Below are 24,178 nucleotides of genomic sequence, written 5' to 3'. Positions count from 1 at the left end.
TGTTTAGTGGGAGCGGCCGCCCCATCCGTGTTGGATTCCGTTGCCGTCTTCCCAGCTGAAGGCGGTGCCGAAGGCGGGGCCGGTGGGTTCATCCTCAACCGGGGTCTGGTTCGGGCGGGCTGGTGGCGGGTTGTGGTGCTCGGGTCGGACCAGGCTCCAGGGGTCGTGGGGGTTGGCGGTGAGGCTATTGAGTTTCCATTCCGCGGCTCTGCGGGCGTGTTCGGTGAGGAATCCTCGGTGGAGGCGGAAGAGGTCTTTGAGGGCTTTGTTCGGGCCGCCTTCGAGGGGTGAGGTGGTGCGCTGGAGCGGGGTGGTCTGATCGGTCAGGCGCGGGTCGATCCAGGTGAACAGGTGCTCGTCGGCGATCAGGCGGCGGAACAGGCCGCGGGTCTTACGCAGGTCGCGGTGGGTGTACCACCAAGTGGCTTTCTCGGAGACGCCCTTGGGGCGGCTGGTGTGCAGTTTCGGGTAGGTGCGGTGGCGTAGGTACTGGTCCCATTTCTGTTCCCAGTCGTTGTAGGCCTGGAGCCACAGCACGGCCTGGTCGGCGTTGCGGACGTGAATCCCCCCGGCGTGTCCGGAGACTGTCTCAAACGGTCGACACCTCGAGTTGAAGTGTCGTGATCCGAGCGTAGTGCGCGGCTTCCAGTTCGGCCGGCGGGATGTCGCCGCAGTACTGGTAGAGCCGTCGATGGTTGAACCAATCGACCCACTCGGCGGTGGCGATCTCGACTTCGTCGACGGTCTTCCACGGCTTGCGCGGCTTGATCAATTCGGTCTTGTAAAGCCCATTGATCGTTTCGGCCAGCGCGTTGTCGTATGAGTCGCCGGTGCTGCCGACCGAGTCGGCGATACCGGCCTCGGCGAGCGCCTGACCGTGACGGATCGAGGTGTACTGGGCTCCCTTGTCGTGGTGATTGACCAGCCCGGAGAAATCACCGTGGCCGTCTCTGTGCCGCGTCCATACCGCCTGCTCGAGGGCGTGGAGCACGAAGTCGGTGGTCATCGTCGTCGCGGTCGCCCAGCCGAGGATCCGGCGGGCGTAGGCATCGATGACGAACGCGACATACACCCACCCCGACCAGGTCGATACGTAGGTGAAATCGGCAACCCATAACCGGTCCGGCGCCAGCGGCGCGAAGTCCCGGTTGACCAGGTCACCGGCATGCTCAGCACCGTGATCGGCGATGGTAGTGCGCTTGGTCTTCCCGCGCACCGCTCCGGTGATCCCCTCATCGCGCATGAGGCGTTCGACCGTGCACCGGGCGACTTCGAAGCCCTCACGGCCCAGTTGGAGCCAGACCTTCCTGGCCCCGTACACACCGTAGTTCTCGCGGTGCACCCGGCGGATTTCGCAGATCAGATGCGCATCTCGCCATTCGGCGTCCGTGGGGCCGCGGTTGACGTGCTCGTAATACGTCGATGGGGCGATCACCAGGCCGTGCTCAGCGAGCACAGCGGTGATCGGCTCGACTCCCCACCGGAGGCCATCGGGTTCACGCCGGTCGGCGTGGGCTCGGATGAATTCGATGATCATGCGCCGGGCCGGTCGAGCTCGGCCGCGAAGAAAGCCGAGGCGGCCTTCAAGATCGAGTTCGCACGCCTGAGCTCGGCGACCTCCCGCTTGAGCTGACGGATCTGCTCGGCCTCGGCCGTGGTGACTCCCTCGCGGGATCCGGCATCGATCTCAACGCGGCGGACCCACTTGCGCAACGTCTCCGCGGTACCGATGCCCAGCAGCGGAGCGATGCGCTTGATCGCTGACCACTCCGTCTCTCCATCTGGCCGCTCGGCGACCATGCGCACCGCCCGCGCCTTCAACTCCGCCGGGTAGCGCCTTGTTGTGTTCCCTGGCATGACTCCCACTCTCCCAACAATCGGAGTCTCCGGACACGCCGGGGGGATTCAGACGTTCATCAATGCTTTGGTGAGAGTGAGGATTTCGCGTCCGGGTTCGAGGCGGGGTTTGAAGGTGTGGTGGCGGCGGACGGTCTGGAAGATGTGGAAGTAGCAGCGCTGGATCCGGGTGGTGGGCCAGTCTGCGGCGATGGCGGCGGCCAGGCCGTTGCCGCCGTCGATGACCGCGACGGCCGGGGCGGGTTGGCGGCCGGTGATCTGTTGCCAGGCGATCTTCTTCTCACGGTCACACCATTGCCAGTCGATGACGTGCTGGCCGTCGAACGCGATCAGCAGGCACCACGATTGGAAGTAGGTGCCGTCGAGCAGCAGCACCTGCGCACTGGTGGTGGCGGGTTTCGGTGGCGGGACCTCGATGTTCCAGCACCATGCGCTCTGCCGCCGGAAGGTCCGGGCACTTGAGGCGACTTCGGTGGGCCGGCGTCCGTCGCGGAGCCACCCGAGGAACGCATCGAGTTCGGCTTTGCGGGTGATGTCGGGCCGGGACTGCGTACTTGAGGCGCCGCAGGTGCGGCAACGCCACCGGGTCCTTCCCGCGCTGGTAGTGCCGTTTTTTACGAGTTTCCGGCCGCATACACCACAGATCGGAGAGTTCCAAGCATCTGACACCGTACATGCTCTCAGAGCATGTACGTGCCACTATCAGAGCAGGTCAGGCACTAGAAATCGGCGGTTCTGTACACACATTTTGGCCTTTAACCCTCGGCAGCGGTCGAGTGCGCGGCTGAGGCGCGCTCGGCGGTCTCGACGAGGGAGTCGACGATGCGGCGGGTGAGCTCGTCGTCGTCGAATGCGAAGCGTCGGCGGTTGATCGTGCGGAGAGCACTGCCTGCTCCAGGAGTGCGACCGCTGAGCGGACCGCGAAGTCGATCTCGCGCTGTACCTCGTCGCTCGCGTCCCGGGGCTCCGCGACGTTGCCCTTCTTCGACGACTTCGACACCACGATGCGCTTCCTGGAGCACAAGCGCCGGGACACCGGGGCGAGGATCTCGCTGCCGGTCCTGGGCCGACGAGTCGACCCGTTCTAGGTTCTGCAAAGATCGTCCGCAGACACGGCCTCCGAGGGCAGATCGCTTTCGGACCGGCTGTGAGCGGACGATCTTTGCCGACAGCCCATGCGGCCACACTCCGGGAGGTTCACGTGCCCTACTTTCTGCGCACCGGCGAGCACGCCTTCATGCCCACCGAGCACACCGGTGGTGCATGGAACACTCGGGAGATTCACATCGCGCCGGTGTTCGGTCTGCTCACCCATCTGATCGAGCAGGATCGCACGGCCCGTGGCCGTGACGGCATGCGTCTGGGTCGGCTGTCGTTCGACATCCTCGGTCCGCTGCCGCTCGAGGAGTACCAGACCGAGGTGACGGTGCTGCGCCCCGGGAAGTCGGTGGAACTGGTGGAGGCGGTGCTCAGTCACGGTGGCCGGCCGGGGGTGCGGGCCCGCGCCTGGCTGCTGACCGCGACGGACACTGCGGCGCTCGCGGGAAGCCCGCTGCCGCGGCTGGGAGCACCGGAGACCTTCGAGGACTACGACCCGACCACCGTATGGCCGGGCGGGATGATCGCCTCGATCGAGGTGCGGCGCCGGTCGGCGGGCCCGGGCGACGCGCAGTTCTGGATCCGCAGCGACGTCCCGCTGCTCGACGAGCCGGTCTCCGCGCTGGCGCAGACCGCCGCGCTCTTCGACATCGCCAACGGCATGGCCGTGCGCCGTGACCCCACCGAGGTGGCCTTCCCGAACGTCGATCTGACCGTGCACCTGTTCCGCGATCCGGAGCCGGGCTGGCTGGGTTACGACACAGCGGTCTCGTTCGGGCCGGCCGGCACCGGGCTGACGCAGACCACCCTGCATGACGAGAACGGCCCCATCGGGGCGATCGCGCAGATTCTGGCCGTCCGGGAGCAGTAGACAGGGGTGCCCTGCGGAGCGTGTCGGGGTGCCCTGCGGAGCAGTGACGGGGTGCTCTGCGGAGCAGTGACGGGGTGCCCTGCGGAGCAGTGACGGGGTGCCCTGCGGAGCAGTGTCGGGGTGCCCTGCGGAGCAGTATCGGGAACTCGGTCATCGCGAGTCTGCTCGTCCCCACTGTGTCGTTCTCGGCGCCGCCCTGAATGTCGTAGGCGCGTCGTACTCTGAACTCAAGACATCGGATCGAGCTGTTTCGCCAGGTGAGAAGGGGAATCTGCACCGGCGAAGACTCGGTCCGGAAACGCACAACGAGATAGTCGGCGCGGGCACTGCGGGGGGGTGTGAGCACATATGACGACAAGCGACGACGGCACCATAGCGGTGCTGCCCCATGATCCGATCGCATTCCAAGCCCTGCTCGGGGCCGCAGCCGCGACACTGGTCCGGTTCACTCGCGCCGACTGCACCGACGAGCAACTCGCCCAGCCCATTCCCGTCCTCGAACGGGAGCGGCGCCTGATCGCCGCCACCGACGCACTCCCGGCCGGCAGACTGAGCCCGACGACCATCTCCCCAGCATCCTGCACCTGCAACTCCGGTGCTTCTCGGCCGGTCGGTGCGCGGAGTTCCGACCATCCGCCGCAAAGAACCACGACCGCCGTAAGGATGTCAGAGGTCAGTCATACTCTGAACTCAAGAAAAATAGTTCGAACATTTAGTCGATATGGGAACAGAACACATCACATCATCGTTGAACTAGTAAGACAGGGCACAGCGCAGCCCGACCAGCACGACCAACGCACAACGAGATAGTCGGCACAGCACTTCGGGGGAGGTGACCACGCGATGACGACCAGCATCGACGACACCAGCACAATGGTGCTGCCCGACGATCCGATCGAACTCCAAGCCCTGATCACCGCCGCCGCCGCCAAGCAAGCCAAGTTGACCCGCGCCGACTACACCGGCTGCACCGACCGCCAGCTCACCGACCTCACCGAGGGATGTGAACGCGCCCGCCGCCTGATCGATGCCGCCGAGGCACAACTCCTCGTCGAAATCAGTGACCGCGGCTCCTACCAGCAGGCCGGTGGAGCGAGCCTGGGCGGCTACCTCGTCGGCATCCTGCACCTGTCCGCCGCCGAAGCCCGCCGCCGTCGTCTCCTGGCCGAAGCGGTCGGACAGTTCACGTCGATGACCGGCGAACCACTCCCACCGCGCTGCCCGACCGCCGCCGAAGCGTTGAGTGCCGGGACGATCGGCGCCGACCATGTCACCGAAATCTTCAAGACCATGCAGAAGATCCCGCACGCGGTCGATGTCGACCAACGCGCACGCGCCGAAGCAGATCTGACCGCGTCTGCGGTCACGTTGACGCCGGAGCAGACGCGGATGGTCGGACACCGACTGCTCTCCCTCCTCGACCCCGACGGGGAACTCGCCGACGACACCGACCGCCAACGCCGACGGTCCGTCACGTTGTCGCCGCAGGATCAGCAGTTGATGACCAAGCTCCGCGGCTCGATCACCCCAGCCCTGCGCGGCCTCCTCGAAGTAGTCCTGACCAAATGGGCCGCACCCGGGATGAACAACCCCGACGACCCCGACAGCCCCACCGGTCCGGTCGACACCGACGGCCTCGACCCCGAACTCCTCGACGCCGCCCGCAAACGCGACCTGCGCTCGCCCGGGCAACGTCAGCACGACGCCCTGGTCGCGCTGTGCCGCTTCGCATTGGGGCATGGGGCGCTCGGTGACCCCACGCGGTTGCCGGCCGAATTCGTCGTCACCATCGACCACCAGGATCTGGCGGAGTTGGCCGGGACCGGGTACACCGCCACCGGCACCCACATCCCCGTCCCCGACCTGATCGACATGGCCGCCGACGCCACCTGGCACCTGGCCGTCTTCGCCCACCACTCGGCCGAAGTGCTCTACCTCGGCCGGTCACGGTTCGCCAACAAAGCCCAACGCCTCGCAATGTTCGCAAGGGATCGCGGCTGCACCAGGCCCGGCTGCACCCGCCCGTTCGCTCAATGCGAAGCCCACCACGCCGACCTCGACTACGCCGACGGCGGCACCACCGACATCAACACCATCGGCGGCGCCTGCGGCGGCGACAACCGCCACGTCAGCAAAACCCCCGGCCACTGGGAAACCACCATCATCACCGAAGGCCCCCACACCGGCCGGGTCGGCTGGCGCATCACCGGCACCAGACACGACTACACCGTCAACCCCATGCACCACATCGGACACCGCACACCACACAACCCCCACTCACCACCAGAGGGGGCGTAACCCGCCCCGCGGGCCGGCCACCCGGCCCCGACTGAACCGGAGGGTTGCTCAGACCGTGGTGGCCTGGCGGTAGCGCGCGATGTGGGCGTCGGCCGAACCGAACTCGTTCTCGATCACCGTGAGCCGTCGGAAGTAGTGGCCGATCGCCAGCTCCTCCGTCATGCCCATCGCCCCGTGCAACTGCACCGAGTTCTGTCCGATGAACCGGGCCGCGCGGCCGATGGTCACCTTGGCCGCGGACACCGCCGCGGCGCGTTCGGCCGCCGGCGCAGACAACGACAGCGTGGCCAGGTATTGGGCGGCGACCGCCTGCTCGAGCTCGAGCAGCATGTCCACCATCCGATGCTGCAGCGCCTGGAACGAGCCGATCGGCTGGCCGAACTGCTCGCGCTGCTTGGAGTACTCGACCGTGTCGTCGAAGACCTTGCGCATCGCGCCCACCGCTTCGGAGACCACCACGGCCGTCGCCTCGTCCCAGGCGTACGCGATCAGCTCACCGGCGTCCTCGGTGAGCAGCGCACTTGCCGGAAGCCGCACCGAGGCCAACGTGATGTCGGCAGCCCGTCGATCGTCCACGGTGCGCACCTCCTTCAGCGTCAGGCCCTCCGGGGCATCCACACCGAGCGGGACCAGGAAGAGTGCGACCCCGTCGGCGTCGCGAACCTCACCGGAGACCCGGGCGACGACGATCAGCTGATCGGCCAGCGGGGCGGTGGTGACCACCGCCTTGGCGCCGTCGAGCACCCACTCGTCGCCCTCGCGGCGCGCGGTGGTCGCCTGATGGACGGGGTTACCGCCGGAGCCGTCCTCCAGTGCGGCGAACGCGGTCAGCGCTTCACCGCGGCCGATCCGGGCTGCCAGCTCGTCGGCCTGCTCGCCGCCGATCCGGGCCAGCAACCGGGCGCCGAGCACCACCGAGTCGACGAAGGGCTCGATGACCAGCGCATGCCCGAGCGCCTCGCTGATCACCATCAGCTCTTCCGGTCCGCCGTCGTCGCCTCCCACCGAGGCGGGCAGGGTGGCGCCGAGAATCCCGAGCTCCCCGGCGAAATCCCGCCAGATCTCCGGCTGCCAGCCGGCACCGACCTTGGCCGCCGTCCGGCTGGCCGTCAGATCGTAGCGGTCGGACAGGTACTTGCCGAGCCCCTCGGCGAGCATCTGCTGTTCGTCAGTGCGTGTGAAGTCCATCGGGAAACTCTCTCGAATTCTGCTGAAGCTGTGGCGGTTCGGGACGGTCAGGACAGACCGAGTGCGGCCTTGGCCAGGATGTTGCGCTGGATCTCGTTGGAGCCGGCGTAGATCGAGCCGGCCCGGTTGTTCAGGTACCAGAGCGGCGCGACGGCCTGCCAGGGCTCACCACTGATGTAGCCGTCGGCCGGCGGGATGTACTGCTCCACCGGGCCGCCCGGACGGGTGGCATGAGGCTGATACACGCGGCCGTGCAGCCCGGCCGCCTCCACTCCGAGTTCGGTGATCTTCTGACTCAGCTCGGTACCCAGAATCTTGAGCATCGACGCCAGCGAGGCCGCCTTGGCGCCGCTCAGTTCCGACAGCGCCCGGTACTCGAGAACCTCCAGAACCTTGGTGCGGATCTTGAGCTCGGCCAGCCGGGCGGCGAAGGTCGGCTCCTCGATCAGCGGTCCGCCCGACGGTCCGGTCACGGTGGACGCATCGGCCTCAAGGGTCTCCGTCTCCACCTGCAGCGCCGGCGCCATCGCCCCGCCTCCACGCTCGAAGATCAGCAGATACTTGGCGACGGTCCATCCCTCGTCGATCGCGCCGAGGACGTTCTTCTTGGGTACCCGCACCTGATCGAAGAAGACCTGATTCTGCACCTCCTCGCCGGACGCCATCACCAGCGGCTGCACCTCGATGCCCGGGCTGGTCATGTCGATCAGCACAAAGGTGATGCCCTGCTGCTTACGCTCGGTCCGCGAGGTGCGCACCAGTGCGAAGATCCAGTTCGCCTCGCTCGCATGCGTGGTCCAGATTTTGGAACCGGTCACCACCAGATCGTCGCCGTCCGGTACCGCCGCCATCGACAGCGACGCCAGGTCCGAGCCGGACTCCGGCTCCGAATACCCCTGGCAGAAGAAGATACTGCCGTCCAGGATTCCGGGCAGGAAGAAGTTCTTCTGCTCGTCGGTCCCGAAGGCGGCGATGGCGTGCGCGACCATCCGGATCCCCATCGGCGAGAGAGGGGGAGCACCGGCCAGCACCGACTCGCGGGCGAAGATGTAGTGCTGGGTGAGCGTCCAGTCGCAGCCGCCGTGCTCCACCGCCCACGCCGGGGCGGCCCAGCCGCGCTCGTGCAGGATCGCCTGCCAGGCCATCGACGCCGAATGATCGGGATAGACGCTGGTGGCGAGCCGTCCGGCCTCACGCAGTTCCGGAGTCAGGTTCTCCTCGAGGAAGGCTCGCACCTCGTCGCGGAAGGCGATGTCGGCGTCGGACCAGCTCATGTCCATGAGGGCGCTCATCTCTCTCGTATCAAATATATGTCTGGTGGAGACGGTAGCGCATCAGGCTCCCCGCGTCTTCATCGCCAGCGGGATCCGAGAGGGGGTCGAAGGCCGGAGCCGGGGCGGGAAAGTGCTGTCAGCCGGCCTGTGCGGCGCGGACCCGGATCCCGCCCTTGCGCTGACGCTTCTCCGCCGCCATCTCCCAGTCGGCCAGACTGATCAGGGCGTGCGCATCGTCGACGTCGTCCTCGAGCAGCGCCCCGCCGGCGGTGACCGACGCCGCCAGGTCCAGCTCGTGGTGGGCGAACCGCACCGGTCCGGCGAGCGTGGCCTGCACGCGGCCGGCCAGGGCATCGAGTCCGGCCGCCGTGCCGACGCCGGCGACGGACACCACGAACTCGCCGCCGCCCCAGCGGCCGGCCACCGCGCCACCGGCCGGCAGCGCCGAACGGATCGCGCGGGCCAGCGACTGCAGCGCCGCGTCGCCGGCGGCCTGGCCGAACCGGTCGTTGATGGCCTTGAGGTGGTCGAGATCGAAGAAGAGCACACCGAGGCCGTCGCCCGAGGTCCGGGAGCGCTGCACCTGCTCGTCGACGGCGGCCAGCAGGGCCCGGCGGTTCAGCAGCCCGGTCAGGTCGTCCACCTCCGAGGCCGCGCGCAGGTGCTCGGCCGCCCGATGGTGGTCGGTGACGTCGCGACTGATCACCACGATCAGCCCGTGGTCTGGGCCGGTGCCCGGCAGGAGCATGTTGTCCCAGTGGCGCACACCGTTCGCCGGGTCGATGCTCGTGCCCGGGAACCGGACGGTCCGGCCGTTCGCGGCCTGGCTCAGCGCCTCACGCCCCGCCTCGCGGACCTCGCGCGGCAGCAGGTCGAGCCAGTACAGCTCCGCTGCGCTGAGGTCCTCCGCGTGCACATCGTGCAGACCGAAGGTCTCACAGCCGGTGCGGTTGATCCGCAGCAGCCGCCCGTCCGGGTCGATCAGTTTGACGCAATCCGGACTCGCCTCGAATGCGGCACTCCAGACCCGCTCGCCGATCCCGGTGACCACGGTGTTCTCAGACATGACGGCATCCCATCGCGCCGTGCCTGCAGAATCCCATCGCCCGTCCCCGATCACTGGTGTACACGGCGGGGAGTGACCACCGCCATGTTCAGTATCCCTGACGGTCTCGTCGTCGTTACCGGTGCCGGCATCGGGATCGGTGAGGCCACCAGAGGTCGCCGGGGCCGGACGAACCCAGTTCGGCGAATCCCGTTCTGCGAACCCCGGGCCGGCGAATCCTCACCGTCCGGTTCAGGAACCGAGCAGCGCGCGCACCAGATCCAGACGCTGCCAGCTGCCGCGCGCCGAACGATCGTCGAGCGGGTAGCCGCCGGGCAGTGCGCTCTCACGCAGCAGAGTCCGGCGCGCGGAGGCGCTCAGCTCGGGCCGGCTGCGTTCGAGCAACGACACCGCCGCCTCGGGCACGACCATCGGGGCGGGCCGATGGATGCGGGTGAAGTCGTAGTTCATCCGCTGCGCCGAGACCGCCGCCTGCCGCTGCGCCGAACCCAGGTACGGAGTGTCGTCGGCGATGCAGACCGCCAGCTTCGCGCCGCAGCGCCACTGCAGTTCGGCCCGGATCTCGTCGCCGACGGCCAGGATCAGCGGACGGAAACGCGGATCGTTCCACCGGTCGGCGGCTGCGGCCAGGCCGGTCATGCGGCCGCCGATCACGTCGAGCGGGTAGTGCACACCCATCACCAGCCGGTTGTAGCCCACCTCCTGTGCGCGGACCAGTAGCGGGGCGGCGAACTCGGGCACCGCCAGGGCCCACAGCATCGCCTTCCAGGTGGCTTGATTGGTGTGCCCGGACGGGAAGGCCTTGCTCAGCGGATCGTCATCGTACGGGCCCTCCTCGCTGGCGCGGTGGTACTCGTTGATCTTCTTCGGGGCGACGACGAACGGCCGGTCGTAGTTGAAGATCAGCTTCTCGGCGAAGGTCGACGATGCCAGGCCGCCGCCGCGCGCCAGCGAACCGGACAGCAGCTGCTCGGTCTTGGGCAGCCGGCCGTCGGCCAGCGCCTTGCGGAACAGTTCACCGAGTTCCTCGCCGAGCGCATCGGACATGGTCACCAGCAGATCGTCGTGCTCATCGGCCAGCGCCCGGTTCACCAGCGCCCGGTCGCCGGCCGCAGCGTTGTTCACCGCGATCACGGTGTCCAGGTTCTGCCGCATCACCGCGGGATGGTTCTTCTGCAGTTCGGTGAAGCCGTCCACCACGTCGGTGTAGACGAGCCCGTGTGAGCTGACGTCCGAGGAGTACACGGTGGCGATGGCACCGGCCGGGAACGGCGCCGGCGTCGGCTTGCGCGGGGCGGCGCCCGCGGGTGCGGGCACCAGCAGCAAGCCGGCCGTGACGGCGGCGATGACGGTCAGCGACAGCACTGAACGAAGCAGGGGGACGAGGGTACGCAATCCGGTCACAGGCGATCAGTTCACCCGATCCGGATGAGCATTCCCGAACGCCCGGGCGACGCCGTGGTGACGCGTGGGTGAACGGCGGATTCCCCGTACTCGCTGTTCACCTCCGCGCAGCATGCGCATCAGCGAATGCTCACCTGCGGCCCATAAGTTCCCTCGGGTGATTGATCGACGTCGACTGCTTCATGTGTCCGCCGCCGGCCTGGCCGGTGCCGCCGCCACCCGTTTCGCCGCCCCCGCCGCCGCCCGGGACGACCAGGCCTTTGTCCACGGGGTGGCCTCCGGCGATCCGCTGCCCGAGGCGGTGATTCTGTGGACCCGGGTCACCCCGGTCGCCGGCGCCGACCCCGGGTCCGGGCGTGGACCGTCGGCGACGGTCCGCTGGGAGATCGCCCGGGACTCCGGCTTCAGCCGCATCGTCCGCAGCGCCACGGTGGTCACCACCGCCGACCGCGACCACACCGTCAAGGTGGACGTCACCGGCCTGACGCCCGGCACCCGCTACTACTACCGATTCACCCTGGTCGACGGTCCGCGTGCCGGACAGCGCTCGCGTACCGGCCGCACCTGGACCGCGCCGGCCACCGCGGCCGCCGTCGACCGGCTGCGCATCGGGGTGTGTTCGTGCGCCAACTACGAGGCCGGCTACTTCCAGGGCTACCGGGCCATGGCCCAGCGCGACGACCTCGATCTGGTGCTGCACCTGGGCGACTACACCTACGAGTACGGCACCGGGGAGTATCCGGGCGTCTACGGGACCACGGTCCGCCGCACCGCGCCCGATCACGACACCGTGACTCCGGCCGACTACCGCATCCGCTTCGGCCGGTACCGGAGCGATCCGGACCTGGCGCTGCTGCACGCCCGGGTGCCCTTCCTGTGCATGTGGGACGACCACGAGTCGGCGAACGATTCCTGGCGCAACGGTGCCGAGAACCACGACCCGGCCAAGCAGGGCAGCTGGCGGGCCCGCAAGGCGGCCAGCACCCAGGCCTATTTCGAATGGATGCCGGTGCGGCCGAACGCGATACGCGGCGGCCAGCATCTGTACCGCCGGCTGCGCTTCGGCTCGCTCGCCGAGATCATCGTCCCGGACCTGCGCTCGTACCGGGACGAGCAGCTCAGCATGACGGATTTCCGTGAGCAGCAGGACCCGAACCGCACCATGACCGGCAAACAGCAGTATCGGTGGCTCGAGGATTCGGTCACCACCTCCGGCGCCCGCTGGCAGGTGGTGGGCACCAGCGTGATGATCGCTCCGCTGGTCATCCCCACCACCGTCGACCCGCAGGTCTCGGCGCTGCTGCGCGACCAGATCGGCATCAGCGAGGACGGGGTGGCGCTCAACCTGGATCAGTGGGACGGCTACCCGGCCGAACGTCGGTCGCTGCTGAAGGCCATCGACAAGGCCGGCCGCAAGGGCGTGGTCTTCGTGACCGGCGACATCCACAGCTCGTGGGCGTCGGAGCTGCCGCTGAGTGCCGGTCACTACGGACGGGATGCGCGGGGCCGGGTGGCGGCGTGCGAGTTCGTCGCCCCGAGCATCACCTCGGCCAGCGTCTACGACACCATCGCCACCAGCCGGGCGCTGGCGCCGGCGGCCGCCGCCGCGACCACCGCCGCCGAACAGGCGCTGCCGGTGGCCGATCCGTGGATCAAGCAGGTGGAGCTGACCCGGCACGGCTACGGCGTGCTGGAGGTGACCCGCGATACCGCGGGCATGCGCTACTACTTCGTCGACGACGTGCTGCGCCGCAGCAGCGCGGTGCGTCTGGGCTTCGCCTGGCACACCCGGTACGGCAAGCCCGGCCTGCGCCGCGGCTGAGCCGTCCGCGGATCGGGTCGGGGCGCGCGGCCGGCGTCGACGACGGGGCGGGCGCCGCCGCTGGGGCGGTGCCTCGCCCGGCGGCTGAGTCGCCGCTGACGGGGATGTCCGGAATCGGGAATCGCAGCGGGGATACGGTGAGTCGGTGGAACTGAACCTCGCGACCCAGGTGGCTCTGATCCTGGCCGGCCTGATCTTCCTCTGGGCACTGCTGCTCGGGGTGTGGAAGTTCGCGCAGATCGCCGCGAGTCCGGAGGGGCACGCCCACGTCTACGTCGACATCGCCCATCGGGCGGCGCTCATGTACTCCTTCGCGACCGCTCTGCTCGCGGTCTTCGTGCAGTTCAGTGCGTGGCCGACGTGGCTGAACATCACCGCCCTGGCGGTGGTGGTCTTCTTCTTCGTCGCCGCCATCGCCTCCTACTGCTGGCACGGGGCGCTGCAGGACACCACCAACCAGTTGCAGCCGCTGCACCCGTCGACCACGGGTTTCATGGTCGCGCTGATCATCGCCGAGGTGGGCGGCAGCGCGCTGATCCTGGCCGGCTTCATCGTCGAGCAGGCCAGAACCTGGTGATCGGGCCCGGTGATCGACGGACCCGGTGATCGACATGCCCGATGATCGACAGGCCCGGTGATCGACAGGCCCGATGCACACCGCCCGCGGTACCGGGAGGTACCGCGGGCGGTGTTTCGCGTTATGACAGATTCCTATGCGAGACGGCGCATACCGACGACGTGGGCCGTCGGACGCCGTGCCTCAGGGCGATAGGGACTCCGGGGCTGCAGAGACCGTGTTCGCGTGGCGTCAGGCGCCGGCCGAGCCGCCGAGCTCGTCGTCGATGCGCAGGATGCCGGAGCCGTCCTGGCCCACCAGGCGGGCGCGGCCGAGGATCTGGCTGACGGTCTCCTCCTCCTCGATCTGCTCGGTGAGGAACCAGTCGATCAGCGGCCGCGAATCCAGGTCGCCGACCTCTTCGGCGAGCCGGTACAGGTTGCGGATCGACTCCGAGACGCCGCGCTCGGCCTCGAGGGCGATGTCGAAGGCCTCGGTGATGCTGGTGACCTTGACCTCGGGCACCTTGATCTCACCGAGCACCGGGTGGTTGTCCCGGTCGGTCAGGTGGGCGATGAGCTTGTCGGCGTGGCCGCGCTCCTCGGCGGCGTGGCTGATGAACCATGCGGAGATGCCCGGCAGGTCCATGAGCTCCATCTCGATGCCCAGCTGCCGGTACAGCAGCGAGGATTCGATCTCGAGATTGATCTGGTTGATGAATGCGGTTTCGAGCTGTTCTGTCATCTTCATGCTGTCGACAGTACGCCTACGAAAGGGCTCTGACCAGCAACGATAGCCTCCGCTAATTAGTCGGAGGATAGGCTAAGACAAGCTGCGGGGGTCCAGGGGAACCACCGTCGGCGTCCCGGTGACCGGGTCGGGAACCACGATCGACTCCAGGGCGAACACCTCACGCACCAGCTCCGCGGTGACCACCGTCTCCGGGTCGCCGGTGGTGACGATCTTTCCGTCGGCCATCACGATCAGATGACTCGCGTACCGGGCAGCCTGGTTGAGATCGTGCAGCACCGCCACCTGGGTCTTGCCCTGCTCGCGCAGCGTCCGCATCAGTTCGAGCAGCTCGTACTGGTGTGCGATGTCCAGGAACGAGGTGGGCTCGTCGAGCAGCATGATGTCGGTCTGCTGGGCCAGCAGCATGGCCAGCCACACCCGCTGCCGCTGGCCGCCGGACAGCTCGTCGACGAAGCGGTCCGCGAGCTCGACGGTGTTGGTCGCGGCCATCGCCGAGAGCACCGCCTCCTCGTCCTCGGGCCCCCACTGGTGCAGTAGACGCTGATACGGATAGCGCCCGCGAGAGACCAGGGTGGCCACGTCGATGCCCGACGGGGTGACCGCGCCCTGGGGCAGCAGTGCGAGTTCGCGGGCCATCTCCTTGGCCGGCCGGCGATGCACGTCGACGCCGTCGAGCAGCACCGTCCCCGACGACGGCTTGAGCAGCCGGGCCAGTGCACCGAGCAGCGTGGACTTGCCGCAGCCGTTGGGCCCGATGATCATCGTCAGCGAACCGTCGGGCACGGCCACGTCGAGGCCGTCGAGGATCACCCGGTCGCCGTAACCGACGGTGATCGCGTCGGCGCGCAGCCGGACGGATGCGGGTGAGGGGGACTGGTCAGACACGACTCGCCTTCCACAGGAAATAGATGAGGACGGGGGCGCCGATCACCGAGGTGACCGCACCGATCGGGGCGGTCCATGGAATCACCGAACGGGTCAACAGGTCGGCCAGCAGTACCAGCACGGCGCCGGTCAGGCCGGAGGTGATCAGCGGCGGCGACGGCGTGCGGGCCAGCCGGACGGTGATCTGCGGGGCGACGAAGGCGATGAAGCCGATCGGTCCGGTCGCGGCGGTGGCCATCGAGGCGAGTAGCACCGAGGTCAGCAGCAGGGTGCGCTCCACCCCGGCCACCGGAACGCCGAGGGTCCGGGCCCGCGGTGTGCCCAGGGCGAGCAGCGCGGACGCCCGCTGCAGCGCCACCACCACGATCACCCCGACCGCCAGAGTGATCGCGACCGGCACGATGTGTTCGGGTCCGCGGCCCTCCAGGGAACCGGCCATCCAGGCGAACGCCGTGCTCGCCACATCGCTGTTCACGGTGGCCAGGATGTAGGTGATCACCGCACCGCACAGTGCGCCGAGGGCGATACCGGAGAGCACCATGCGCATCGGATCCATCGAGGCGGCGAACACGGCGATCGCCACGGCGATGGCGATACCGCCGATCAGGGCGCCGAGCGGGGTGGCCCAGGGCTTGTCGGACAGGTCGCCGCCGGCGATGGCGATCACCGCGACCGCGCCCACCGAGGCGCCGCCGGTGATACCGAGGATGTCGGGGCTGGCCAGCGGATTGCGGGTGACGGTCTGCATGATCGCGCCGGCCACGCCGAGGGCGGCGCCGGCCAGCGCGGCCACCAGCACCCGGTTGGCCCGCAGATCCAGGATCAGCCGGCGGTCGGCCCGGCGGCCGCCGCCGGAGAGCACCTCGACGAGCTGGCCGGGCGAGACCACCCCGTCGCCGAGCATCAGTGCGGCGAAGATCGCGGCCACCAGCGCGACCACCAGCACGACGCCGACGATCAGCGCCCGCGGGCGGTACTGAAAAGAGAGGCCGCCGAGGCGGATCGACGGGGGCAGCGGCGGGCGGTGGCCGGATTCGTGGACGGTCATAGCGTGACGAACCTCGAACGGCAGACGACGAACAGGAAGAAGGGCACGCCGACCAGGACCAGCATCACTCCGGCCGGAACCTCCCGGGTGGCCACCACCCGGCCAAGCGCATCGGCCAGATACAGGATGGCGACGCCGGCCAGCGCCGCGGTGGGCAGCACCCAGCGATAGTCGGTGCCCACCAGGGCCCGGGCCAGGTGCGGGGCGATCAGGCCCAGGAAGGCGATCGGGCCGGCGATCGCGGTGGCGGCGCCGGCGAGCAGGGTGACGGCCACCATCCCCACCAGCCGGGTGCGGGCCACGTTGAGGCCGAGCGACTGCGCGGACCGGTCGCCCATGGCCAGCAGATTCAGCCCCGACGCCGAGGCCAGGGCCAGCAGGGCGCCCACCGCCAGGAAGGGGACGGCCGGGACGTACGCCGACGATTCGGTGACCGAGACGGCGCCGGCCGTCCAGAACCGGTACTTGTCGATCACCGCGGTGCTGGCGCTGCGCAGCACGATGGTGGTGGTCATCGCGGTCAGCAGCGCGCTGACCGCGGCGCCGGCGACCACCAGGGCGATCGGATCGGCGGCGCGCCGGCCCACCCCGCCGAGCAGGAAGACGCCCACCGCGGCGATCGCCGAACCGCCGAAGGCCAGAAACAGCATGCCCAGGGTGGAGGTGACATTCAGGAAGTACAGACCGGAGACCACGGCCGTGGCCGCGCCGGCCGAGATGCCCAGCAGCCCGGGGTCGGCGAGCGGATTGCGGGTGTGCCCCTGGATCAGCGCGCCGGCCAGTCCCAGGGCCAGCCCCACCAGGGCGATGACGATGGTGCGCGGTACCCGGTAGTGCAGGACGGCGACCTCAGGGGAGGTGGGCTGGGCGGACAGTCCGTGCCGCAGGATCTCCCAGGTCTGGACGGGGCCGGTGCTCACCGCTCCCACACAGGCTCACGGCCGCCAGGACCGCGACCACGACGACGAGCACGATGACCCCCGTGCCGTGGCGAGCGCGTCGCGACCCGGAGTGAGTAGGCATCAATGAAACATTAGCCTAACCTTACAAACGACCTGACGTCGGCCAGTGAGGAGCGAGCACAACATGCGCCACACCATGATCCACCCGTCGCGAAGCACCGGAAACAGGACGGGGCGCAGCCGGCGTCGCTGGGGTGCACTGGTCGCCGCCGGTGCGCTCACCGTGAGCCTTGTGGCCTGCAGCTCGGGCGACGACGCGGCAGCCGGCGACCGCACCGTGGACGTCCAGGGGCACGAACTGGTGATCCCCGACCATCCGGACCGGATCGCGTCGATCTTCAACGCGTCCACCCAGCCCATCATCGAGCTCGGCGCCGCGGACCGGCTGGTGGCGGTGCAGACGCTGCCGGCGGCCAACGTTCCGCCGGCCAATCGCGCCGCCTACGAGGCGGTGCCGAACAAAGTGGCGTACAACACGCCCGCCGAGAAGCTGGTGCCCTTCGACCCGGACCTGATCTTCTCCTTCAACGGCGCCGAGAAGGGTGTGAACGAGGAGCTCGGGAAGATCGCCCCGGTGGCCGTCATGCAGACCCACGGCGACAAGCGTGCGGACTGGCAGGATCGCACCGATACGATCGGCGAGATCCTCGACGTCCCGGATGAGGCGAAGGAACTCAAGGAGGCGCTGACCAAGCGTCAGAAGGACATCAGCGAGAAGTACGCCGATGTGCTCGCCGCCAACACGGTGGTCTTCCTGGACTCCTACGAGCGCGGCAATGTCTTCGCGGCCGGCACCGAGTCGATGGTCGGCGACCTGTTCACTCCGGCAGGGGTGCGGTTCGCGCCGTCGGTCAGCGGTCGGGGAGGGGGCTCGGACAACCCGGGCGAGTTCACCGCCTCCGCCGAGAAGCTCGGCGACTTCCTCGATGCGGACATCATCCTGGTCGGTTCGAACTTCGACGGCGGCTTCAACGAGCTTCAGCAGGCACTGCTGGACAATCCGCTGCTGGCGCGCAGCGACAAGATCAAGCAGCCGATCGGGCTGGCGACCATCTCGTCGTACGCGCAGGCCAACTACATGCTCGATCAGCTGGAGAAGGCCCTCACCGCCGCCCAGCAGAAGTAGCGGCTCCCGCGGCGCCGCCGGCCTCCGGATCCGGAGACCGGCGGCGCCGCGGTCAGAGCGCGTAGACCCGGTTGCGCACCGAGACCGTCGTGGTCCAGCCCAGCTCGCGACGCATGTGCGCGCGCAGGGATTCGGCGGACTGGGGTTCGCCGTGCACCACGAAGGACTGCTTCGGGGCCCGTCCCATTCCGCGCATCCAGCGGATCAGCTCGCCGGCGTCGGCATGCGCGGAGAACATGTGCAGGTCCTCCACCTGCGCCCGCACCGGCACCCATTCGCCGAAGATCTTCAGGTATTCGGCGCCGTCGGCCAGGGATCGCCCGCGGGTGCCGACGGACTGGTAGCCCGCCAACACCACCGTATTGCGCGGATCCGGGGCGAAGGCCGCCAGGTGGTGCAGGATCCGGCCGCCGCTGGCCATCCCGCTGGCCGACAGCACGATCTTCGGGCTGCGATCGGCCGAGATCAGCTTCGACTGCTCGGCGTCCGGGGTGCAGGTGGCCACGGCGAGCAGCTCCGCGGTCTGGGCGGGTGTGAGCCGGTGAGCGTCGGGGTGCCGGGTGAGCAGCTCGCCGGCGGCGATGGACATCGGGGAGTCGAGGTAGACCGGGACGTCGGGCAGCCGGCCGGTGCGGCGCAACTGCCACAGGTGGTAGAGGATCAGCTGACTGCGGCCCACGGCGAAGGCCGGAATGACCACCGTCCCGCCTCGGGCGACGGTGGTGGTGACGATCCGTTCGAGTTCGGCCGCCGGATCGGTGTCCGGGCGCAGCCGGTCGCCGTAGGTGGACTCGGTGACCAGGAAGTCGGCGCCGGGGATCGGTTCCGGATCGTACATGAGCGGATCGTCGTACCGGCCCAGATCCCCGGTGAAGGCCACGGCGCGCTCGCGCCAGTCGACGGTCACGGTGGCGGCACCCAGAATGTGCCCGGCGTCGTGGAAGGTCGCGGCGGCGCCGTCGACCAGTTCGATGCGCGAGTGCAGGGGCCGCGGCCGGAAGAGTGCCAGGGCGGCCTCCACGTCGTCGGCGTCGTAGAGGGGCAGTGCCGGCCGGTGCCGGGACGAGCCCACCCGGTTGGCGTGCTCGGCATCGCGCTCCTGCAGGTGCGCGCTGTCGCGGAGGATGATCTCGGCGACGTCGCGGGTGCCCTCGGTGCAGAAGACGGGTCCGCGGAAGCCGTCGCGCACCAGCCGGGGCAGATAGCCGGTGTGATCGAGGTGGGCGTGAGTGAGAACCACCGCGTCGACGGAGGCGGCGTCGATGGGCAGCGGGCGCCAGTTCTCCTCGCGCAGATGCTTCTGCCCCTGAAACATGCCGCAGTCCACCAGCACCGAGGTGCCGGCGGACTGCAGCAGGTGTTTGGAGCCGGTCACGGTTCCGGCGCCGCCGAGCGAGGTGAGCGTGAGTCCGGACATGGCCTCACACTATCCCCGCGCGCACGGCGCCGGAGGTGCCTGACGGTGCGGGTCAGCTGTAGAGCAGACCGCCGCAGCTCGGCCACGCGCCGACGCCCTGGCTGGCGAGCACGTTCTCGGCCACCCGGATCTGCTCCTCGCGGCTGGCCTGGTGCGGCATGCCGGAGCCGCCGTTGGCGGCCCAGGTGCTCGGGCTGAACTGCAGGCCGCCGTAGTAGCCGTTGCCGGTGTTGGTGGACCAGTTGCCACCGCTCTCGCACTGCGCGACGGCATCCCAGTTGTGGTAGTCGGCGTGTGCGGTGGCGGCGACGGCGCTCAGCGGCGCGACGGTCAGGGCGCCGGCGATGGCACCGCGGATGACGATCTTCTTCATGCTCATTCGGGTACTTCTCCTTTGCTCACCCGGGACTTTCGGATCGGGTGATTTCGGGTCGGGAGCGACCATACGGGTTGGAAAACCCAAAGGTCACGCCGCGATTTGTGGCCTGTGCCACAGTGCGCTCGCAATTGCAAGCACGTGATTCAGGCCGTTTTCGCTGCTCGCGGCGACCATCGGGCCGTGATCATTCCGTTATCGAAAATCGGTCGAATGTGAGGCGGTGCACAGCCCAAAAGTGACTCGGGCCACGTCTGGCGGCGGCTACGGTGACGCCGTGGGCGCATACATCGAGCAGTTCGAACGCAGTACGACCGACCCCGAGGGCTTCTGGCTCGACGCCGCCGACGCGGTGCAGTGGCTGACTCCTCCGCAGCGGGCGCTCGACGACTCGCAGGCCCCGATCTACCGATGGTTCCCCGGTGCCACCCTCAACACCTCGGTCAATGCGCTCGACCGGCATGTGGCGGCCGGCCGGGGCGATCAGCCGGCGCTGCTCTGGGATTCGGCGATTGTCGGCGAGAAGCGCAGCTACACCTACTCCCAGCTGCTCGACGAGGTGGCCGCTTTCGCCGGCGTGCTGGCCGCTCAGGGGGTGCGCAAGGGCGACCGGGTGGTGATCTACATGCCGATGATCCCCGAGGCGGCGATCGCCATGCTCGCCTGCGCGCGGATCGGCGCCGTGCACTCGGTGGTCTTCGGCGGATTCGCCGCCCCGGAGCTCGCCACCCGGATCGACGACGCCCGCCCGGTGGCCGTGGTCACCGCGTCGGGCGGCAAGGAGCCCGGCCGGACCGTCGAATACCTGCCGCTGGTGGCCGCGGCGATCGCGCAGGCACAGGCCACCCCGGCGACGGTGATCGTCAAGGACCGGCCGCAGGTGCCCGGCAGCGCCGCCGACCACGCCGGCTGGCTGGACTGGGACGAGCAGGTGGCCGCGGCGGATCCGGCCGGGCCGGTGGAGGTGGCCGCGACCGATCCGCTCTACATCCTCTACACCTCGGGCACCACCGGAAAACCGAAGGGCGTGCTGCGCGACAACGGCGGCCACGCGGTGGCGCTGTCCTGGTCGATGCGCAATGTCTACGACATCGGCGCCGGCGACGTCTGGTGGACCGCCTCCGACGTCGGCTGGGTGGTGGGCCACTCGTACATCGTCTACGGGCCGCTGCTGGTGGGGGCGACCACCGTCATGTACGAGGGCAAACCGGTGGGCACCCCGGACGCGGGCGCCTTCTGGCGGATCATCGAGGAGTACTCGGTGGCCGCGCTGTTCACCGCACCGACGGCCATCCGCGCCATCCGCAAGGCCGACCCCGAAGCCGCCGAACTCGCCAAGTACGACATCTCCAGTCTGCGAACGCTTTTCGCCGCCGGCGAGCGCCTGGATCCGGACACCTTCTTCTGGGCCGCCGAGACCCTCGGGGTGCCGGTGGTGGATCACTGGTGGCAGACCGAGACCGGCTGGGCCATCGCCGCCAACCTGCGCGGCCTCGAGCCGATGGAGCTCAAGGCCGGCTCCCCGACCGTGCCGGTGCCCGGCTACCGGGTGGAGGTGATCTCGGCCGACGGTGCACCAGTGCCGGCCGGCACCGAGGGCACCATCGTCGTCCGGCTGCCGTTGCCGCCGGGCACGCTGGCCGGGCTGTGGGAGGACGAGGAGCGCTTCCGTTCGTCGTACCTGAACGCCTTCCCCGGCTACTACCTGACCGGTGACTCGGGCTATCTCGACGAGGACGGCTACCTCTACGTCCTGGGCCGCTCCGACGACGTGATCAACGTGGCCGGGCACAGGCTGTCCACCGGCAGCATCGAGGCGGTCGTCGCCGCGCACCCGGCCGTCGCCGAATGCGCCGTGGTGGGTATTCACGACGAGCTCAAGGGGCAGCGGCCCAGCGGCTACATCGTGCTGAAATCGGGTGCCGACGTCGACGAGGACACGCTGCGCCGGGAACTGGTGGCGATGGTGCGCGACGAGATCGGCGCGGTGGCCACCTTCCGGGACGTCACCGTCGTTGCCGGTCTGCCCAAGACCCGTTCGGGCAAGATCCTGCGCAAGACCATGCGGCAGATCGTCGACGGGGACGACTACTCGGTGCCGTCGACGATCGAGGATCCGACGGTCCTCGACGCCCTCATCGAGCAGTTGGGCGGCTGACGGGAACGATCCCTGAGCGGGGCGATCCCTGACAGGAGCGATCCCTGACCGGGGCGATCCCTGACCGGGGCGATCCCTGACCGGGGCGGTCTACTCGCCAGCGCGCGGGAGGATGCCGGGGCGGAGGAGTGAGAGCATGGTGTGCACCACGTCCTCCTCGGTGATGGTGGCGTCGTGCGTGCGCGCGACGATCGCCGCGTTCACCGCGCCGATGTAGGCGGCCCACTGCAACGGGCTGGTCGCCCCGACCGGCAGGCCGTGGGCGGCCACGCTCGCCACCGCGCCGTCGAGCAGCTCCGCCCAGCGTTGCCGTGTCCGGTGCCGGTGTTCCTCGAGCGCCGGACTCACGCCGACCACCTCGACGAAGCTGATCCGGGTGAGCCGGTCGTCGGGGAAGTAGACCGAGACGAAGGCGCGCACCGCGGCCTCGACGGTGTCGTCGAAGTCCTTCCCCGCCTCGATCGCCGGGGTGGTGGCGGCCACCACGGCGGCCATGGCCTGCTCGGTCACCTGATCGTAGAGCTCGCGGAGGAGGTCTTCACGGCTGGAGAACTCCTCGTAGAACTGCCGTGAGGAGAGCCCGGCCTCGCGGCAGACGGCCGGCACCGAGGTGGCCGCGTAGCCCTGCGTCCCGAACAACGCGATCGCCGCCGCCAGAAACCGTTCCCGGCGCTGGCGGCGGCGATCGGTCAGATCCTGACCGGCGTAGACGCGTGCAGAGTTCACCCTGTCAGGCTAGGGCATGCCGGCGGCTGTGCCGTCGAGCCCGTCGGCCGGCCGACGCTCAGCGCCGGGGGATCACTTCAGCTCGGCGCTGGACTTGCCCAGCACCCGGCGGGCGATGATCAGCTGCTGGATCTGCTGGGTGCCCTCGAAGATGTCGAGGATCTTCGAATCGCGCGCCCACTTCTCGAGCAGGGAGCGCTCGGAGTAGCCGTACGTGCCGGTCAGCTCCACGGCCTTGTTGGTCACATCGGTGACGGTGCGGCCGGCCTTGGCCTTGCTCATCGACGCCTCGAGCGAGTTCGGCTGTTTGTTGTCGGCCATCCAGCCCGCCCGCAGGGTGTGCAGATAGGCGGCCTCCCAGTCGGATTCGAGCCGGATGAACTCGGCGACGGCGGCCGGCTGATCGGCGGCGGGCCGGTCGTAGTCGATCTCCAGCCCCGCCTCCTCGAGCTGTGTGCGCAGTTCCTCGAGGGCGGCCCGGCCCACGCCGACGGCCATCGCGGCCACCAGCGGACGGGTGTTGTCGAAGGTCTGCATGACCCCGCCGAAGCCCTTCTGGACGTCCACCTCGGGCGAGCCGAGCAGATTGTCCTTGGAGATCCGGCAGTCCTCGAAGCGGATCACCGCGGTGTCGCTGGCCCGGATACCGAGCTTCTCCTCGAGGCGCACGATCGTCACACCCGGGTGCGTGCGCGGCACCACGAAACTCTTGATCGCGGCCCGGCCCAGGCTGCGGTCGACCGATGCCCACACCACGATGTGGCTGGCCCGCGAGCCGGCGGTGACGAAGATCTTCTCGCCGTTGAGGATGTACTCGTCGCCGTCGAGGGTGGCGGTGGTGGTCACCGCGGCCGAGTCCGAGCCGAAGCTGGGCTCGGTGATCGCCATCGCGGCCCACACCTTGCCGAAGGAGGCGAGCTGCTCGTCGGTGGCGACGGCGGCGATCGCCGAGTTGCCCAGACCCTGGTAGGGGATCGAGAGCATCAGGCCCACGTCGCCGAACGACGCCCAGAGCGCGTTGAGGATGGCGGACATGTTGCCGCCGTTGGCGACCACGCCCTCCGGCCGCTCCTTCTTCTCGTCGCCGCGGCCGCCGGTGGCGCCGGCACCGGCCGCACCGGCGTCGGCCAGACCGTCGTAGAGCGCGGCGAGGGTGTCGAGCTCCACCGGGTACTCGTGCTCGGCGAGGTCGTACTTGCGCGAGATCGGCCGGAAGACCTGCAGGGCCGCCTGCTTGGCCTGGTCGATGTTCGCGTCGAACTTCTTGGGCAGTTCCAGATTGATTGCCATGAG

Annotated in this window: 19 protein-coding genes and 2 pseudogenes; 6 read left to right on the top strand and 15 right to left on the bottom strand. The window is 69.0% G+C overall.

Annotated features, from left to right (window positions below; all coding sequences use genetic code 11):
- Positions 1 to 3 precede the first annotated feature (3 nt).
- The 3 genes and pseudogenes from ACJMNC_RS07170 to ACJMNC_RS07160 form a co-directional block, all read right to left on the bottom strand.
- A pseudogene (locus ACJMNC_RS07170) lies at positions 4 to 564 on the bottom strand (IS256 family transposase); the annotation flags it as partial.
- Positions 565 to 589: 25 nt separating this feature from the next.
- Positions 590 to 1,857, bottom strand: a protein-coding gene (locus ACJMNC_RS07165) for an IS3 family transposase (RefSeq protein WP_408947259.1) whose coding sequence is annotated in 2 segments (ribosomal slippage) — positions 590 to 1,572 and positions 1,572 to 1,857 — 1,269 coding nt in all. Because the reading frame shifts where the segments join, the coding sequence is not laid out codon by codon here.
- A gap of 51 nt (positions 1,858 to 1,908) precedes the next feature.
- A pseudogene (locus ACJMNC_RS07160) lies at positions 1,909 to 2,526 on the bottom strand (IS256 family transposase); the annotation flags it as partial.
- 532 nt (positions 2,527 to 3,058) lie between these two features.
- Here ACJMNC_RS07160 and ACJMNC_RS07155 point away from each other — a divergent pair.
- Complete coding sequence (locus ACJMNC_RS07155) at positions 3,059 to 3,826, top strand: thioesterase family protein (RefSeq protein WP_408947258.1); 768 nt, start codon at positions 3,059 to 3,061, stop codon at positions 3,824 to 3,826.
- Positions 3,827 to 4,669: 843 nt separating this feature from the next.
- Positions 4,670 to 6,124 (top strand): DUF222 domain-containing protein, encoded by a 1,455-nt coding sequence (locus ACJMNC_RS07150; RefSeq protein WP_408947257.1) that lies wholly within the window; start codon positions 4,670 to 4,672, stop codon positions 6,122 to 6,124.
- A gap of 48 nt (positions 6,125 to 6,172) precedes the next feature.
- On the opposite strand, the gene ACJMNC_RS07145 is transcribed toward ACJMNC_RS07150, so the two are convergent.
- The 4 genes from ACJMNC_RS07145 to ACJMNC_RS07130 form a co-directional block, all read right to left on the bottom strand.
- A complete protein-coding gene (locus ACJMNC_RS07145; protein ID WP_408947256.1) occupies positions 6,173 to 7,312 on the bottom strand; it encodes an acyl-CoA dehydrogenase family protein in 1,140 nt (379 codons plus the stop codon).
- A 47-nt stretch (positions 7,313 to 7,359) separates the two neighbouring features.
- A complete protein-coding gene (locus ACJMNC_RS07140) occupies positions 7,360 to 8,592 on the bottom strand; it encodes an acyl-CoA dehydrogenase family protein (protein WP_408947391.1) in 1,233 nt (410 codons plus the stop codon).
- Between the two features lie 130 nt (positions 8,593 to 8,722).
- Positions 8,723 to 9,652, bottom strand: coding sequence for a diguanylate cyclase domain-containing protein (locus ACJMNC_RS07135; protein ID WP_408947255.1), 930 nt, complete (start codon positions 9,650 to 9,652; stop codon positions 8,723 to 8,725).
- Between the two features lie 231 nt (positions 9,653 to 9,883).
- Complete coding sequence (locus ACJMNC_RS07130) at positions 9,884 to 11,056, bottom strand: phosphatase PAP2 family protein (RefSeq protein WP_408947254.1); 1,173 nt, start codon at positions 11,054 to 11,056, stop codon at positions 9,884 to 9,886.
- 184 nt (positions 11,057 to 11,240) lie between these two features.
- Between ACJMNC_RS07130 and ACJMNC_RS07125 the strand changes: the two genes are divergently transcribed.
- Together ACJMNC_RS07125 and ACJMNC_RS07120 are read left to right on the top strand one after the other, a co-directional pair.
- Entirely contained in the window at positions 11,241 to 12,878 is a 1,638-nt protein-coding gene (locus tag ACJMNC_RS07125; RefSeq protein ID WP_408947253.1) for an alkaline phosphatase D family protein, read from the top strand.
- Between the two features lie 145 nt (positions 12,879 to 13,023).
- On the top strand, positions 13,024 to 13,455 hold the full coding sequence (locus tag ACJMNC_RS07120; protein WP_408947252.1) for a hypothetical protein: 432 nt from the start codon (positions 13,024 to 13,026) through the stop codon (positions 13,453 to 13,455).
- A 231-nt stretch (positions 13,456 to 13,686) separates the two neighbouring features.
- On the opposite strand, the gene ACJMNC_RS07115 is transcribed toward ACJMNC_RS07120, so the two are convergent.
- The 4 genes from ACJMNC_RS07115 to ACJMNC_RS07100 all read right to left on the bottom strand — a co-directional run bounded on the left by ACJMNC_RS07115 (position 13,687) and on the right by ACJMNC_RS07100 (position 17,040).
- Positions 13,687 to 14,184, bottom strand: a complete 498-nt coding sequence (locus ACJMNC_RS07115) for a ferritin (RefSeq protein WP_408947251.1) — start codon at positions 14,182 to 14,184, stop codon at positions 13,687 to 13,689.
- A gap of 72 nt (positions 14,185 to 14,256) precedes the next feature.
- The gene (locus ACJMNC_RS07110) at positions 14,257 to 15,072 is read right to left on the bottom strand and encodes an ABC transporter ATP-binding protein (protein WP_408947250.1); all 816 of its coding nucleotides are present in this window, start codon (positions 15,070 to 15,072) and stop codon (positions 14,257 to 14,259) included.
- Positions 15,065 to 16,120, bottom strand: coding sequence for a FecCD family ABC transporter permease (locus ACJMNC_RS07105; protein ID WP_408947249.1), 1,056 nt, complete (start codon positions 16,118 to 16,120; stop codon positions 15,065 to 15,067). Before ACJMNC_RS07105 ends, ACJMNC_RS07110 begins: the two co-directional genes overlap by 8 nt.
- Positions 16,117 to 17,040, bottom strand: a complete 924-nt coding sequence (locus ACJMNC_RS07100; RefSeq protein WP_408947248.1) for a FecCD family ABC transporter permease — start codon at positions 17,038 to 17,040, stop codon at positions 16,117 to 16,119. The genes ACJMNC_RS07105 and ACJMNC_RS07100 overlap by 4 nt, the downstream gene beginning before the upstream one ends.
- Before the next feature lie 166 nt (positions 17,041 to 17,206).
- Between ACJMNC_RS07100 and ACJMNC_RS07095 the strand changes: the two genes are divergently transcribed.
- Positions 17,207 to 18,208, top strand: coding sequence for an ABC transporter substrate-binding protein (locus tag ACJMNC_RS07095; protein WP_408947247.1), 1,002 nt, complete (start codon positions 17,207 to 17,209; stop codon positions 18,206 to 18,208).
- Between the two features lie 52 nt (positions 18,209 to 18,260).
- Here the strand turns inward: ACJMNC_RS07095 and ACJMNC_RS07090 are convergent, their stop codons facing one another.
- Positions 18,261 to 19,625, bottom strand: a complete 1,365-nt coding sequence (locus ACJMNC_RS07090; protein ID WP_408947246.1) for an MBL fold metallo-hydrolase RNA specificity domain-containing protein — start codon at positions 19,623 to 19,625, stop codon at positions 18,261 to 18,263.
- A 52-nt stretch (positions 19,626 to 19,677) separates the two neighbouring features.
- Complete coding sequence (locus ACJMNC_RS07085; RefSeq protein ID WP_408947245.1) at positions 19,678 to 20,004, bottom strand: transglycosylase family protein; 327 nt, start codon at positions 20,002 to 20,004, stop codon at positions 19,678 to 19,680.
- Between the two features lie 274 nt (positions 20,005 to 20,278).
- Between ACJMNC_RS07085 and ACJMNC_RS07080 the strand changes: the two genes are divergently transcribed.
- Positions 20,279 to 22,159 (top strand): propionyl-CoA synthetase, encoded by a 1,881-nt coding sequence (locus ACJMNC_RS07080; protein ID WP_408947244.1) that lies wholly within the window; start codon positions 20,279 to 20,281, stop codon positions 22,157 to 22,159.
- A 90-nt stretch (positions 22,160 to 22,249) separates the two neighbouring features.
- Here the strand turns inward: ACJMNC_RS07080 and ACJMNC_RS07075 are convergent, their stop codons facing one another.
- Both ACJMNC_RS07075 and ACJMNC_RS07070 read right to left on the bottom strand, forming a co-directional pair.
- Positions 22,250 to 22,885, bottom strand: coding sequence for a TetR/AcrR family transcriptional regulator (locus tag ACJMNC_RS07075; RefSeq protein WP_408947243.1), 636 nt, complete (start codon positions 22,883 to 22,885; stop codon positions 22,250 to 22,252).
- 72 nt (positions 22,886 to 22,957) lie between these two features.
- Positions 22,958 to 24,175, bottom strand: a complete 1,218-nt coding sequence (locus tag ACJMNC_RS07070) for an acyl-CoA dehydrogenase family protein (RefSeq protein WP_408947242.1) — start codon at positions 24,173 to 24,175, stop codon at positions 22,958 to 22,960.
- Between the last annotated feature and the right edge of the window lie 3 nt (positions 24,176 to 24,178).

Source organism: Gordonia sp. VNK21, from assembly GCF_046098115.1.
GTDB lineage: Bacteria > Actinomycetota > Actinomycetes > Mycobacteriales > Mycobacteriaceae > Gordonia.
Note: the sequence above shows the minus strand (reverse complement) of the source record. Positions and strands in the feature narration are given on the sequence as shown.

Excerpts from the sequence above, each read along its gene's own strand:
- ACJMNC_RS07085 (WP_408947245.1), bottom strand. The coding sequence starts at position 20,004 with ATGAGCATGAAGAAGATCGTCATCCGCGGTGCCATCGCCGGCGCCCTG.
- ACJMNC_RS07070 (WP_408947242.1), bottom strand. The coding sequence starts at position 24,175 with ATGGCAATCAATCTGGAACTGCCCAAGAAGTTCGACGCGAACATCGAC.
- ACJMNC_RS07115 (WP_408947251.1), bottom strand. The coding sequence starts at position 14,184 with ATGAAGATGACAGAACAGCTCGAAACCGCATTCATCAACCAGATCAAT.
- ACJMNC_RS07140 (WP_408947391.1), bottom strand. The coding sequence starts at position 8,592 with ATGGACATGAGCTGGTCCGACGCCGACATCGCCTTCCGCGACGAGGTG.
- ACJMNC_RS07135 (WP_408947255.1), bottom strand. The coding sequence starts at position 9,652 with ATGTCTGAGAACACCGTGGTCACCGGGATCGGCGAGCGGGTCTGGAGT.
- ACJMNC_RS07095 (WP_408947247.1), top strand. The coding sequence starts at position 17,207 with ATGCGCCACACCATGATCCACCCGTCGCGAAGCACCGGAAACAGGACG.
- ACJMNC_RS07105 (WP_408947249.1), bottom strand. The coding sequence starts at position 16,120 with ATGACCGTCCACGAATCCGGCCACCGCCCGCCGCTGCCCCCGTCGATC.
- ACJMNC_RS07145 (WP_408947256.1), bottom strand. The coding sequence starts at position 7,312 with ATGGACTTCACACGCACTGACGAACAGCAGATGCTCGCCGAGGGGCTC.
- ACJMNC_RS07150 (WP_408947257.1), top strand. The coding sequence starts at position 4,670 with ATGACGACCAGCATCGACGACACCAGCACAATGGTGCTGCCCGACGAT.
- ACJMNC_RS07090 (WP_408947246.1), bottom strand. The coding sequence starts at position 19,625 with ATGTCCGGACTCACGCTCACCTCGCTCGGCGGCGCCGGAACCGTGACC.